The organism is Pseudoalteromonas sp. NZS11 (genome assembly GCF_015864765.1).
In the GTDB taxonomy this organism is placed as follows: Bacteria; Pseudomonadota; Gammaproteobacteria; order Enterobacterales; family Alteromonadaceae; genus Pseudoalteromonas; species Pseudoalteromonas arctica.
Genome location: NZ_JADYWP010000008.1, coordinates 121487 through 134215, shown reverse-complemented (window position 1 = coordinate 134215; position 12729 = coordinate 121487). Strand labels below are relative to the sequence as shown.

The 12729-nt window shown below is 40.4% G+C and carries 18 protein-coding genes; 15 read left to right on the top strand and 3 right to left on the bottom strand.

Annotation, left to right across the window (positions count from 1 at the left end; all coding sequences use genetic code 11):
- Window positions 1-94: 94 nt before the first annotated feature.
- Both I6E82_RS15930 and I6E82_RS19890 read left to right on the top strand, forming a co-directional pair.
- Window positions 95-1162 (top strand): potassium channel family protein, encoded by a 1068-nt coding sequence (locus I6E82_RS15930; protein ID WP_007587041.1) that lies wholly within the window; start codon window positions 95-97, stop codon window positions 1160-1162.
- Window positions 1162-1359, top strand: coding sequence for a PLDc N-terminal domain-containing protein (locus tag I6E82_RS19890; protein WP_007587044.1), 198 nt, complete (start codon window positions 1162-1164; stop codon window positions 1357-1359). The genes I6E82_RS15930 and I6E82_RS19890 overlap by 1 nt, the downstream gene beginning before the upstream one ends.
- A 36-nt stretch (window positions 1360-1395) precedes the next feature.
- Here the strand turns inward: I6E82_RS19890 and I6E82_RS15925 are convergent, their stop codons facing one another.
- Window positions 1396-2430 (bottom strand): cytosolic protein, encoded by a 1035-nt coding sequence (locus I6E82_RS15925; protein WP_165722380.1) that lies wholly within the window; start codon window positions 2428-2430, stop codon window positions 1396-1398.
- A gap of 69 nt (window positions 2431-2499) precedes the next feature.
- Entirely contained in the window at window positions 2500-2958 is a 459-nt protein-coding gene (locus tag I6E82_RS15920) for an EVE domain-containing protein (RefSeq protein WP_007587049.1), read from the bottom strand.
- Window positions 2959-3035: 77 nt separating this feature from the next.
- Here I6E82_RS15920 and tesB point away from each other — a divergent pair, with 77 nt between their 5' ends.
- Window positions 3036-3893: an acyl-CoA thioesterase II gene (gene tesB / locus I6E82_RS15915; RefSeq protein ID WP_002957902.1), complete on the top strand. Its 858-nt coding sequence runs from the start codon at window positions 3036-3038 to the stop codon at window positions 3891-3893.
- A gap of 23 nt (window positions 3894-3916) precedes the next feature.
- On the opposite strand, the gene plsB is transcribed toward tesB, so the two are convergent.
- A complete protein-coding gene (gene plsB / locus I6E82_RS15910) occupies window positions 3917-6355 on the bottom strand; it encodes a glycerol-3-phosphate 1-O-acyltransferase PlsB (RefSeq protein WP_197118273.1) in 2439 nt (812 codons plus the stop codon).
- A gap of 417 nt (window positions 6356-6772) precedes the next feature.
- Here plsB and rpsJ point away from each other — a divergent pair, with 417 nt between their 5' ends.
- The 12 genes from rpsJ to tsaE all read left to right on the top strand — a co-directional run bounded on the left by rpsJ (window position 6773) and on the right by tsaE (window position 12712).
- Entirely contained in the window at window positions 6773-7084 is a 312-nt protein-coding gene (gene rpsJ, locus I6E82_RS15905; protein ID WP_002957900.1) for a 30S ribosomal protein S10, read from the top strand.
- A 27-nt stretch (window positions 7085-7111) separates the two neighbouring features.
- Window positions 7112-7747 carry a 50S ribosomal protein L3 gene (gene rplC, locus I6E82_RS15900; RefSeq protein ID WP_002957898.1) on the top strand — a complete coding sequence of 212 codons (636 nt, stop codon included), beginning with the start codon at window positions 7112-7114 and terminating at the stop codon, window positions 7745-7747.
- A gap of 17 nt (window positions 7748-7764) precedes the next feature.
- Window positions 7765-8370, top strand: coding sequence for a 50S ribosomal protein L4 (rplD, locus tag I6E82_RS15895; protein WP_002957897.1), 606 nt, complete (start codon window positions 7765-7767; stop codon window positions 8368-8370).
- Window positions 8367-8669, top strand: coding sequence for a 50S ribosomal protein L23 (gene rplW, locus I6E82_RS15890; protein WP_002957896.1), 303 nt, complete (start codon window positions 8367-8369; stop codon window positions 8667-8669). The genes rplD and rplW overlap by 4 nt, the downstream gene beginning before the upstream one ends.
- 15 nt (window positions 8670-8684) lie before the next feature.
- Entirely contained in the window at window positions 8685-9509 is an 825-nt protein-coding gene (rplB, locus tag I6E82_RS15885; protein ID WP_002957895.1) for a 50S ribosomal protein L2, read from the top strand.
- Window positions 9510-9524: 15 nt separating this feature from the next.
- A complete protein-coding gene (gene rpsS, locus I6E82_RS15880; protein WP_004588689.1) occupies window positions 9525-9803 on the top strand; it encodes a 30S ribosomal protein S19 in 279 nt (92 codons plus the stop codon).
- Between the two features lie 13 nt (window positions 9804-9816).
- Window positions 9817-10149, top strand: coding sequence for a 50S ribosomal protein L22 (rplV, locus tag I6E82_RS15875; protein ID WP_002957892.1), 333 nt, complete (start codon window positions 9817-9819; stop codon window positions 10147-10149).
- A gap of 11 nt (window positions 10150-10160) precedes the next feature.
- Window positions 10161-10862 (top strand): 30S ribosomal protein S3, encoded by a 702-nt coding sequence (gene rpsC, locus I6E82_RS15870; protein ID WP_002957891.1) that lies wholly within the window; start codon window positions 10161-10163, stop codon window positions 10860-10862.
- A gap of 12 nt (window positions 10863-10874) precedes the next feature.
- On the top strand, window positions 10875-11288 hold the full coding sequence (gene rplP / locus I6E82_RS15865) for a 50S ribosomal protein L16 (protein ID WP_002957890.1): 414 nt from the start codon (window positions 10875-10877) through the stop codon (window positions 11286-11288).
- Complete coding sequence (gene rpmC, locus I6E82_RS15860) at window positions 11288-11479, top strand: 50S ribosomal protein L29 (RefSeq protein WP_002957889.1); 192 nt, start codon at window positions 11288-11290, stop codon at window positions 11477-11479. The genes rplP and rpmC overlap by 1 nt, the downstream gene beginning before the upstream one ends.
- A complete protein-coding gene (gene rpsQ, locus I6E82_RS15855; RefSeq protein ID WP_002957888.1) occupies window positions 11479-11736 on the top strand; it encodes a 30S ribosomal protein S17 in 258 nt (85 codons plus the stop codon). Before rpmC ends, rpsQ begins: the two co-directional genes overlap by 1 nt.
- Before the next feature lie 508 nt (window positions 11737-12244).
- Complete coding sequence (gene tsaE, locus I6E82_RS15850; protein ID WP_024608194.1) at window positions 12245-12712, top strand: tRNA (adenosine(37)-N6)-threonylcarbamoyltransferase complex ATPase subunit type 1 TsaE; 468 nt, start codon at window positions 12245-12247, stop codon at window positions 12710-12712.
- Window positions 12713-12729: the final 17 nt, after the last annotated feature.

Here is a 12729-nt window from a genome sequence, read left to right as displayed (position 1 = left end):
TTATATTTGCGGTTAAAAGCTTAAACATTGCTTAAAAGCATCGCTTACAGTAACGTACTGTTTATAGATAATTTACTAACGAAGACTTTGTATTATGCCGGTGATATTTAAAAGGCTAGCGTTACTTGTTCGCGCTCATATAGATCAGTTGAGTTGGCAAGCAGTGGCATTAGCTATTTTGACTCATATGCTATTAACATGGAGCTTACTATTTATAGCGAATGAGAAAGCGTTAACCTCGCTTACTACCTTTTTTTACTATTACACAGTAACAACATCAACAGTGGGATATGGTGACTTTAGTCCAACTACTGATCTTGGTCGTTGGGTGGTTGCATTAATACAAATTCCATTTGGTTTAGCTTTATTTGGTGTTTTGCTAGGAAAAGCAGGACAAACTGTCACTTACTTAATTAGGCGCGCTATGACTGGTGATAAAAACTTTGCTCACAGTAACCACCATATTATTATTTTTGGTTGGCACGACACTCGTACAAAAAAGATGATTGATTACATTTTGGCAGATACGAAGCGAACTGACCGTCGTATTTTACTCGCGGTAACAGAGCAAATGGATCATCCTTTTTTAGCTAACGAAAGCGTTGATTTTGCACGTTTAACGAGTTTTACAAATTTAGCTGAACTAGAGCGGGTAGCTATTCGTAGTGCTGATAAGGTGATTATTGATGGTCAAGATGACGACCAGACATTTACAACAGCCCTGCGCATAAGTCGCTTAGTAAAAGATGATTGTCATATAAGTGCTCACTTTTTAGATGAAACCAAAGTTGAGATGATGTTAGAGCATTGCCAAAACGTAGAATGTAGTAGTGCAAAATCAGCTGAGATATTAGTACGCTCAATGCAAGATCCAGGTTCGAGCCGTGTGCAAGAGGAGCTGCTATCTACTTTGCACGGCGATACACAATTTAGCTTGAAAGTACCAAGTGGCTGCAAAGATATGGAGTTTGGTACTTTGTTTCATCATTTTAAGCTTGAGCATGATGCAATACTGTTAGGTGTTGCCCATAATTTAAGTGCGCAAAATATGGATTTAAACCCACCATTAGATTACAAAGTAAGTGAAGGCGATATTTTGCACTATATATCGGTAGATCGAGTATTAAGTAGTGAAGTAGACTGGTCGAGCCTAGAAAAATAATGAATGAAGTTGTATTTTTAATTGTTGTTTTAAGTGCTTACATATTACCTGTCGTTATTGTACTCAACAGTAAGCGTACACAGGGTCATGAAAAGAATGGCTGGCTAATGGGAATCATTATATTTTCTTGGTTAGGTTTAATGATGTACTTTACCATTGTGCCCAAGCATAGGCACAAAAAGAAAAAGGCTAAATAGAGTAGTTAGCCTTTATAGCCGTTTTAGTTGGAATAATTACTCTTCCAACTGTTTGAGTTTATGCTCAATTAGAGGGTCGTCAGGTAGAAGTTGCTGGGCGACTTCTAATAGCTGAATAGCATCATTAGGGTGCTCATCTTGGTGCTTAAGTGCCACATCTATTAATGGCTGAATATCAATTTTTGCTTGATGCTCTTGTACATACACTTCTTTTTCATCAGCTAAAATTTTATGCGCTGTACTCAATAATGCTAAACGATGGGGGGAGTCTGCATTAGCCGTATTGAGACTTTGATAATAATCTTCTTTTAAGCGTAAGGTTTTGGTTTGCAGGCGAAACTGTGCAATATCGATTTGCTGATGTTGAATGAAATCAACGGCTACTTGCTTATAAAACCCAAACTTATTCAAATATGTAGCGTGTGTGCCATGTCCCATACCAAATACTCGCAAGTGAGTTAACTGCTTATAGCGCTTGGCGTGCATTCGGTCTATACGATTAGTAGGATCGTAAATAATATAGCCTTGGGCATCTCCTAAATCTAGATCGTGATAATCTTGTTGCCAGTCAAACTGCTGAGCTATATCGGTACTAGAGCGGTCATCCCACGGTACTAATTCTTTATTTTTAGTACTTACCGGGTGAAAGAACAGTACTTGGTTTAGCTTTAATAGTTTAGCAAAAGCGCCAACAGCAAATCCGCCACGGCTTAAGCCATAGCCTAATCGACAATTAAACGGCGTAAGTAATGTTGATAATTGCTCGAGAAAAAAGATTAAATTACGATTACGAAACCAATTACTTTTACCTAAATGCTGAAAAGCGATTACGTTTACGTTTTGTTTTTGAGCTAAGTGATAACCCCATGGTGCAAAATCAGGATTGAGATCTTGCTCTTGCACGTTAGTGCCTGCGGGTGAAAAGGTAAAAAGCAGGGGCTTATTAACGTCAACAAAATCATACTTAACAAATACATCGCCGAGTAAATCACTACCCGTCATGGGTAATCGAGTTTGTTGCTCATTGCGCGGGAGAGTTAACCATTCATCTAACCAATACAGTAATTTCATTAATCCTCCAGCTATAAGTCAGCGTAGATCATATCAAACTCAATGAAATTAGGTCAAACCGAGAGGGTGTTACTGCGCCATTTTGATTATTTCATCCCAGTCATTTTTAGTAACAGGCATTATTGATAGTCGTCCGCCTTTTTTAAGTGCGATTTCAGTAATATTATTATTGGCTTTAATATCTTTAAGGCTAATTAATTTTTTTAAATGGCTTTGGTAAGTAACCTCAACAACAACCCAGCGTGGTTTGTCGCTGGTGGCTTTTGCATCGTAATAGTCGCTACTTAAATCAAACTGAGTAGGATCTGGGTAGGCATCGTGTGTCACTTCGGCAATACCCGCTACACCTACGTGTTTACAGCTTGAATGGTAAATCATCACTGAATCACCGAGCTTAACGCCATCACGCATGAAGTTTCGCGCTTGGTAATTACGCACGCCTTCCCAAAGAGTCGTTTGTTTTGGTGCGTTTTTTAAATCATCTAATGAAAACGCATCGGGTTCAGTTTTAAATAGCCAGTAAGCCATAACAGTATTCCTAACAAATATTTACTTCCCACTATTGTATAGTATCATTTGGATACTAGGGTAATGAGGAAGAAGTAATGAGCCAAGTATTAGATGATTTATTGTCGTTGTTAACACTTGAAGAAATTGAGCAAGGTTTATATCGAGGACAAAGCCAAGATTTAGGCTTTGGTGCTGTGTTTGGCGGTCAAGTTATGGGGCAGGCGCTTTCTGCCGCTAAAGAAACTCTACCTGAGGGGCGTATAGTTCATTCATTACATTCTTACTTTTTACGCCCAGGAGATCCAGCTAAACCTATAGTTTACGACGTAGAAACTATTCGCGATGGAAAGAGCTTTAGTACTCGCCGAGTAAAAGCGATTCAGTACGGTAAGCCCATTTTTTATATGACAGCGTCATTTCAGGGTGAAGAAAATGGTTTGTCGCATCAAGCAACAATGCCTGATGTACCAGCACCTGAAGAGCTTCGCTCATCGCTTGAGTTTTACCAAGATAACGCTTCACACATTCCTGAAGTGATTCGTAATAAGTTTACGCGTGAAATGCCAATTGAAATGCGACCGGTTACTTTTCATAACCCGTTTAAGCCAGAAGTTATGGAGCCGGTAAAACATATTTGGTTTAAAGCTAATGGTGAAATGCCGGACGATCAGCGCATCCATAACTATTTATTAGCGTATGCGTCTGACTTTGAATTTTTGCCAACTGCATTACAGCCACACGGTGTGTCGTTTATGCAGCCAAATATGCAAGTAGCAACGATTGACCATGCAATGTGGTTTCATCGTCCATTTAGAATGGATGATTGGATTTTGTATTCAATTGATAGCCCAAGTGCGAGCAATGGTTGTGGTTTGGTACGAGGGCAGTTTTTTGACCGCCAAGGCAACTTAGTTGCCTCAACAATGCAAGAAGGGGTTATGCGCCAGCGCTAACCCCTACTATAGATACAGTAGTACTAATTACACTGATCTTGTACTATATCGCTGATTGACTGCCAGACGCGTGCTGGCAGTAATGTTTTAAGGTGTGCGTAGGTTTCGCAAAGTTGTGTACTGCCTACTAAGCCTTTATCACCCTCTGTTATTAACGACTCGCCACGTAAGTTATCAATAAAACTAACAAGTACTTTTTTATCAAAAAACTCAGGTGTTTTAATACCATGGAGTGTGCCTAAACGCTGTGCAAGTACTTGGCTCTCTCTTTCAAGCTCAGCTTTTTCAATACCATCACTTGTTTGAATAAAACCAATCACAATAGCGTATCGTTGCAGAGTAAAGCTGAGCGCTCGTCCAAGCATTTCTAGCTTAGCTAAGCAGTCATTACTGTTCGTTATATGAATGTTATCGCCATCAAACTCAATTAAATTTTGATCAGCAAAATTAGCTAAAATACGCGTTATATAGTTTTCATCAAGAGGCTGTAAGTACCATTCTTTAGCAAATAACGGATAAAACGTTTTTACAAGTTGCTGGCACTGCTCAATAGTTGTGCTGTGTTGTTTAAACAGATGTAGTGCAATTAAGCTTGGAACTGCAAACAAGTGCAATATGTTGTTTCGGTAGTAATTAAACAATACCTTTTCTTTATCGCTAATAGTAATAATTTCACCAAATTCATCACTTATAACTTCAAACTTATTAAGCTTTAATGCATGCGTTAGTAATTGCTCTGGTGTTTCGTCTGGAGCTGTTACTTTATCGCTGTAACTGGCGTCGCGTTGTAAGCGCAGATAAAAATCAAGCTGTGCTAATAGCTTTGGTTTACTCAATGCTTGCTTATCATTAACCAGCAATATCATCGCTAGTAAGTTAACCGCATTAAGCGCCGCTGCATTATTAATTTTAACCATTACTTGATCGGCAAGTTTAGTTACTTGTGGTGCTAACCATTGTGGCTTTTGCACGTCAGTTGGATGTATTGAATCGCGCCAATCAGGTTGGTTATCGTTTAAGTATTGGTTAATCGAGATTGGATCACCAAAGTTTAAATTACCACGACCGTAGTTTTTAAGGTTTTTGATTGCCTTAAAAATACCAAATATAGATTCGCCTTTTTTATCTTTTCCATCTAGCTCTTTAAGGTAGGTGTTAATTTCCATTACGTGCTCGTAGCCAATGTACACAGGAACGATAGATATTGGTCTGTCTATTCCGCGCAGCATTGCTTGTAATGTCATAGATAGCATACCTGTTTTAGGTGGAAGTAAGCGCCCAGTTCGGCTTCGACCGCCTTCCGTGTAAAACTTAACAGAGTAACCTTTAATAAACAGTTGGCTTAAATACTCTTTGAATATTGCAGAATAAAGTTTATTGCCTGCAAACGAGCGACGAATAAAGAATGCCCCAGAGCGTCTAAATATGCCACCGGCAGGGAAAAAGTTAAGATTTATACCTGCAGCTATATGTGGTGGAACTAAGCCTAAATGATAAATAGAGTAAGTAAGCAGTAAGTAATCCATATGACTGCGATGACAAGGCATATAGATTATTTCATGGCCTTTATCTGTTAGTTCATGAATTTGTTCTGCGTGTTTAATATCAATACCGTTATAGAGCTTATTCCATAACCAAGTTAAAAATCGCTCGGCCACACGTATCATTGCTTCAGAGTAATTAGCAGCTATCTCATCAAGTAGCTTAAGTGCATTTTGGCGGGCTTCTGTTTGGCTAATGTTTTTAGCTTTAGCTTCATCTTGAATTGCTTTTTTTATTGTAGGTGACGCTAATAATGAATTAAATAATTGCTCACGAGAGGGCATTTTAGGGCCTGTAGCAGCTAGCTTTTGGCGCTTAAAGTGAACACGTGCTACACGTAATAATTTATGTGGTAACTCGCTTACATCGGCTTTTTCATTGACTAAAAGCGATAAGTCGAGTGGTTGGCTAAAGCGAATAAAGTTGTCGCGTCCTGAAAACAACACCACAAAAAACTTTCTAAACCAGCTAGGAGTTAGAGAGTGCGTAATTAAAGTGCGTAGCCCCGGCTTTTCTTTACCCGGGTCGCGACCCCATAAAATAGTAACCGGAACCACTTGTACGTTTTGCTGCCCACTTTGTATTAGGTATTCAATAATTTGTTTACCTTGAGCTAAAGCATTGGTTGGCTTAGCTTCATCACCAAAAAGTGGTGGTGGATTTTTAATACCAATAAAACGGTCTAAATCTTGGTTACCTAATACTTGCTCTTCGGTTGGGCTAGGTAGACCATTTTTTTTACACGCATGTGCGAGAGCCGCTAAATCAAATCGTGAATTTAAACGCACTATATAAAATGTAGGGTACTCAGGGTTTAGATCATACTGTTTAATCGGATTTTCTGGCAGCACTTTGCTTTTTACAAATAAGCGGCTAAATCCAGCAGACATAATATTTAAACAATAATTAAAAATACGCATCGACTCACCATATTGAGAGTATTAAGGGCAAAATTAGCGCAGTAGGATACCATAATATCTAAAAATCCCTTAGTTTGCGTAATTAAGGTGTTAAGTTGTTTATTGACTAACAGTAGAGGTATTAGTTCAAGTATAGCTAGTAAGCATGTATGGGTGCTTATTTAATCAAATTTATAGGCATTGTATTGTTTCTAAATAGTTGTTGCATTTATCACCAATACCTCTATAATACGCAGGCTTTCAAAATTCCTCTGGGAACTAGAAAGGATAAATTAAGCTTGGATTTCAAGCTAATAAACAGGAGTTCCGATTTGGAACTCAACGTAGATATAATCAAACAGCCGACATCTTAAGTTTTAAGATTGTTTCGGTCGTTTTTTTATGCTCTTTTATATGCTCTTTATATTGAGGTTAAGAATGTCAAATCAACGCATTCGTATTCGCCTAAAAGCTTTTGACCACCGTTTGATTGACCAATCAACGGCAGAAATCGTGGAAACTGCGAAACGCACTGGCGCACAAGTACGTGGTCCAATCCCACTACCTACACGCTTTGAACGTTTTACTGTACTAACTTCACCGCACGTTAATAAAGATGCGCGTGATCAGTACGAGATCCGCACCCATAAACGTCTGATAGACATCGTAGAACCAACTGACAAGACTGTAGACGCGCTTATGCGTTTAGATCTTGCTGCTGGTGTTGATGTTCAAATCAGCCTGGGTTAATCGAAAGATTAGAGAGGTTTTAGGAAAATGGCATTAGGTCTAGTCGGTCGTAAAGTGGGTATGACACGAATCTTCACTGAAGATGGTGTATCTATCCCTGTGACAGTTATTGAAGCGACACCTAACCGCATTGCTCAGATCAAATCTGACGCAACAGACGGTTATAACGCGCTTCAAGTAACCGCAGGCACTAAAAAAGCAAGTCGTGTAAACAAAGCTAAAGCGGGTCATTTCGCTAAAGCTGGTGTTGAAGCGGGTCGCGGTCTGTGGGAATTCCGCCTTAACGGTGGTGAAGGCGATTTTGAAGTAGGCGCTGAGCTTACTGTTGAATTATTCAACGAAATCAACAAGGTTGACGTAACCGGTACTTCTAAAGGTAAAGGTTTCCAAGGTGGTGTTAAGCGCTGGAATTTCAGCATGCAAGACGCTACACATGGTAACTCTCTATCTCACCGTGCTCCTGGTTCAATCGGTCAAAACCAATCACCTGGTAAGGTGTTTAAAGGTAAGAAAATGGCCGGTCATATGGGTGCTGAGCGTGTAACGACTCAAAACTTAGAACTAGTTCGCGTTGACGCTGAGCGTAATTTGCTTTTAGTTAAGGGTGCAGTACCTGGAGCTATTGGCGGTGACGTTATCGTTAAACCAGCTGTTAAAGCATAAGTCCTGGAGATTTAGTGATGGAATTAGCAATTAAAGACGCTTCTGGCGGTCTTGAAGTTTCTGAAGCTACTTTTGGACGTGAGTTTAACGAAGCATTAGTACATCAAGTAGTTGTTGCATACGCAGCAGGTGCTCGTCAAGGTACTCGTGCTCAGAAGACACGTTCTGAAGTAAGCGGTGGTGGTAAAAAACCATGGGCTCAAAAAGGTACTGGCCGTGCACGTGCCGGTACAATCCGTAGCCCAATTTGGCGTTCAGGTGGCGTTAGCTTTGCAGCTAAACCACAAGACCACAGCCAAAAAGTAAACCGTAAAATGTACCGTGGTGCGATTAAAAGCATCTTATCTGAATTAGTTCGTCAAGAGCGTTTAATCGTTGTTGAAAGTTTTGCTCTAGCAGCACCAAAAACTAAAGAACTAGTTGCTAAGCTTAAAGAACTTGAGCTTAAAGATGTTCTTATCGTGACTGAAGAAGTAGATGAAAATCTTTTCTTATCGGCACGTAACCTTTATAAGGTTGACACACGTGATGTAGCTGGTATCGATCCTGTAAGCTTAATTGCTTTCGATAAGGTACTTATTACAGCCGCTGCTGTTAAGCAACTTGAGGAGGCGCTAGCATGATTCGCGAAGAACGTCTTTTAAAAGTGATCCTTGCTCCACATATCTCTGAAAAAAGCACAATTGCTGCTGAAGAAAACAATACTATTGTTTTTAAAGTAGTAAATGACGCAACTAAAGCTGAAATTAAAGTAGCAGTTGAGAAGCTTTTTGAAGTAGAAGTAACTGGTGTTCGCACACTTAACGTTAAGGGTAAAACAAAACGTACTGGCGCACGTTTCGGTCGTCGTAGCGACTGGAAGAAAGCTTACGTTACTCTTAAAGAAGGCAGCGAGCTAGACTTTGTCGGCGGCGCCGAGTAATAAGGGGATAGAATTATGGCACTTCAAAAGTGTAAGCCTACTTCTGCGGGCCGTCGTCACCTAGTTAAAGTGGTTAACTCTGATCTACATAAGGGTAAGCCATACGCACCACTTTTAGAGAAAAACTCTAAATCAGGTGGTCGTAATAACAATGGTCGTATTACGGTTCGTCATATCGGTGGTGGTCATAAACAACACTACCGTTTAATCGATTTTAAACGTACTAAAGATGGCATTCCAGCTACTGTTGAACGTTTAGAATACGATCCAAATCGTAGCGCAAACATCGCTCTTGTATTATATGCAGACGGTGAGCGTCGTTACATTATCGCACCTAAAGGCTTAAAAGCTGGCGATGCAATCCAGTCTGGTGTTGATGCACCAATCAAGCCTGGTAATGCATTACCAATGCGTAATATGCCTGTAGGTTCGACTGTTCACAACGTAGAATTAAAACCAGGTAAAGGTGCTCAAATCGCACGTTCTGCTGGTGCATACGTTCAAATCCTTGCTCGTGATGGTCAGTATGTAACATTACGTCTTCGTTCAGGCGAAGTTCGTAAAGTTGAATCTGATTGTCGTGCGACTCTAGGTGAAGTAGGCAATGCTGAGCATATGCTTCGTTCACTTGGTAAAGCAGGTGCAAATCGCTGGCGTGGTATTCGTCCGACAGTTCGTGGTGTTGCCATGAACCCGGTAGATCACCCACACGGTGGTGGTGAAGGTCGTACATCTGGTGGTCGTCATCCTGTGTCTCCATGGGGTAAACCGACTAAAGGTGCGAAGACGCGTAAGAACAAGCGTACGGATAAATTTATAGTACGTCGTCGTACTAAGTAATATTGAGGAATAGCCATGCCACGCTCTCTCAAGAAGGGTCCTTTTATAGACCTACACTTGCTGAAGAAGGTAGAGAAAGCTTTGGAAAGCGGTGAGAAAAAGCCAATTAAAACTTGGAGCCGTCGTTCAATGATCATACCTAACATGATCGGATTGACCATTGCTGTCCATAATGGTCGCCAGCACGTACCAGTTTTCGTTTCTGACGAAATGATCGGTCACAAACTAGGTGAATTTGCACCAACTCGCACTTACCGTGGCCATGCTGCGGATAAGAAAGCGAAGAAACGATAAGAGGGGAAGATAAATGCAAGCATTAGCTAAACATAAATTCGCCTCTGGTTCGGCGCAAAAAGCACGTCTAGTTGCAGATCAGATCCGCGGGTTACCTGTAGATCGCGCACTAGAAATCCTGGCGTACAGCCCGAAGAAAGCGGCTGTATTAGTTAAGAAAGTACTTGAGTCTGCTATTGCTAACGCAGAGCATAACGAAGGTGCTGACATTGATGAGCTTCGTATAACAACGATCTTTGTGGACGATGGTCCTACAATGAAACGTATTATGCCTCGTGCTAAAGGACGCGCAGACCGCATCCTTAAGCGTACAAGCCATATCACTGTTATGGTTTCAGATAGCTAGGAGTATAAGTAATGGGACAAAAAGTTCATCCTACTGGTATTCGCCTAGGTATATCTAAACCTTGGGTTTCTACCTGGTACGCGAGTTCAAAAGATTTCTCTGCACAGCTTTTTGGCGATCACAAAGTTCGTACATTCCTTACTAAGGAATTGAAAACGGCTTCTGTGTCTAAAATCGTTATTGAGCGTCCAGCAAAATCAATCCGTGTAACAATTCATACGGCTCGTCCGGGTGTTGTTATCGGTAAAAAAGGCGAAGACGTAGAAAAATTACGTCAAGCGGTAACTAAAATCGCTGGTGTACCTGCTCAGATTAATATCTCTGAAGTACGTAAACCAGAACTAGATGCACAACTAGTAGCAGACGGCATTGCCTCTCAACTAGAACGTCGTGTTATGTTCCGTCGCGCTATGAAGCGTTCGGTACAAAATGCAATGCGCATCGGTTCTAAAGGGATTAAAGTTGAAGTTAGCGGTCGTCTTGGCGGCGCTGAAATCGCACGTTCAGAATGGTATCGTGAAGGTCGTGTACCTCTACATACTCTTCGTGCTGATATCGATTACGCAACTTCTGAAGCCTTAACCACTTATGGTATCATTGGTGTTAAAGTTTGGATCTTCAAAGGCGAAGTTATTGGTGGTTTACCACTAGTACAAGAGCAAGAGAAGCCAGCTAAACGCGCACCAAAGAAAGCCAAGAAAAGTGCTAAGTAGAGGTAGCGACTAATGTTACAGCCAAAACGTACAAAATTCCGTAAAATGCACAAAGGCCGCAACCGCGGTTTAGCGCAAAACGGTAACAAAGTAAGCTTCGGTACTTTCGGATTGAAAGCAACTGGCCGTGGCCGTATGACTGCTCGTCAAATCGAAGCAGCTCGTCGTGCTATGACGCGTCACGTGAAACGTCAAGGTAAAATCTGGATTCGTGTCTTCCCTGACAAACCGATTACAGAAAAACCTCTTGAAGTTCGTATGGGTAAAGGTAAAGGTTCTGTTGAATATTGGGTTGCTGAAATTCAGCCTGGTAAAGTACTTTACGAAATGGAAGGTGTTTCAGAAGAGCTTGCTCGTGAAGCATTCGACCTTGCTGCTCGTAAATTGCCATTCAAAACAACTTTCGTAACTCGGACGGTAATGTGATGAAAGCTAGCGAACTAAAAGACAAAAGCGTAGAAGAGCTTAATGCTGAACTTCTAGGACTACTTCGTGAGCAATTTAATATGCGCATGCAAGCTAGCACTGGTCAGTTAGCTCAGACACACACGCTAAGAACAGTACGCCGCGATATCGCGCGTGTAAAAACAGTTATTAACCAGAAGGCAGGTCAATAATGAGCGATAAAATTCGTACTCTTCAAGGCCGTGTAATCAGCGACAAGATGGAAAAATCTTTCACTATCGCTATCGCACGTTACGTGAAGCACCCAATCTATGGGAAATTCATTAAACGTACGACTAAGTTACACGTACATGACGAAAATAACACAGCAAAAGCGGGTGACGTAGTTACTATCCGTGAATGCGCACCAATTTCTAAGAATAAATCTTGGACTTTAGTAGACGTTATTTCTAGTCCAAAACAAGCTTAATTTTTTAATTAAGTTAGTTTTGTAAAAAAGCCCCGGCATTAGCTGGGGCTTTTTGTATTTAAAGCACCTGCAAACAGTAAACTAGGGTGAGCGGGTCACCTGGATTAGTCTTCTATCTGAAAATACAAAGTTATCTTGGGGAGTAGTTGAGAGTTTCATTTACCAGTTACTTTTTTGCTAGCAGAACCATCTACTGAATCAGAAGAAGTTAGATAATAAACTTACATATCTCAGTTAATTTAATGCCAATATGGGGTCATCTAATTCGTGGTGTTACCTTTCTTTTACTATCTTTTACTATCTTTTACTATCTTTTAGTCTGAGAACTCACTTACCTTATTTTATTACAATAATACAGTTTCAAAGTATCGAAAATAGACATCCATACACAACTTTCATTATCAGCTTATCTGGTTTTTTTATGTCTAAAACCTCAATTTATCGCCTTAAATTAATATTCTGGTATGATTAGCAAATATGCGCTTTTGAATGAATTTTTGAGGTAGTAATGACGCGTAGTTTTGAATTTCATTTGACTGATGAAGTAGCCACGGTTGCAATGGGTAATCGCGTTGCTGATATTATAGAGCAAGGTGCGGTTATTTATTTACATGGTGATTTAGGCGCTGGTAAAACAACGTTTACAAGAGGGGTAGTGCAAGGCTTTGGACATACAGGCAAAGTTAAAAGCCCAACGTATACACTTGTTGAACCTTATGAACTCGAGCGCGCAAATGTTTATCATTTTGATTTATATCGCTTAGGTGACCCTGAAGAGCTTGAATACATGGGAATACGCGATTATTTTTCACCAGATGCAATTTGCGTTGTTGAGTGGCCAGAAAAAGGTGGTGAATTTATTCCTGTGCCTGATTTAGATATTACTCTAAGCTATATGGGTAACGAACGTAAAATTGTTATTAATAGCGCCAGTGAGCGTGGTGTAGCAATTGTCGAAAAACTAAATAACAAATAATAATATAGTTAAGGCAG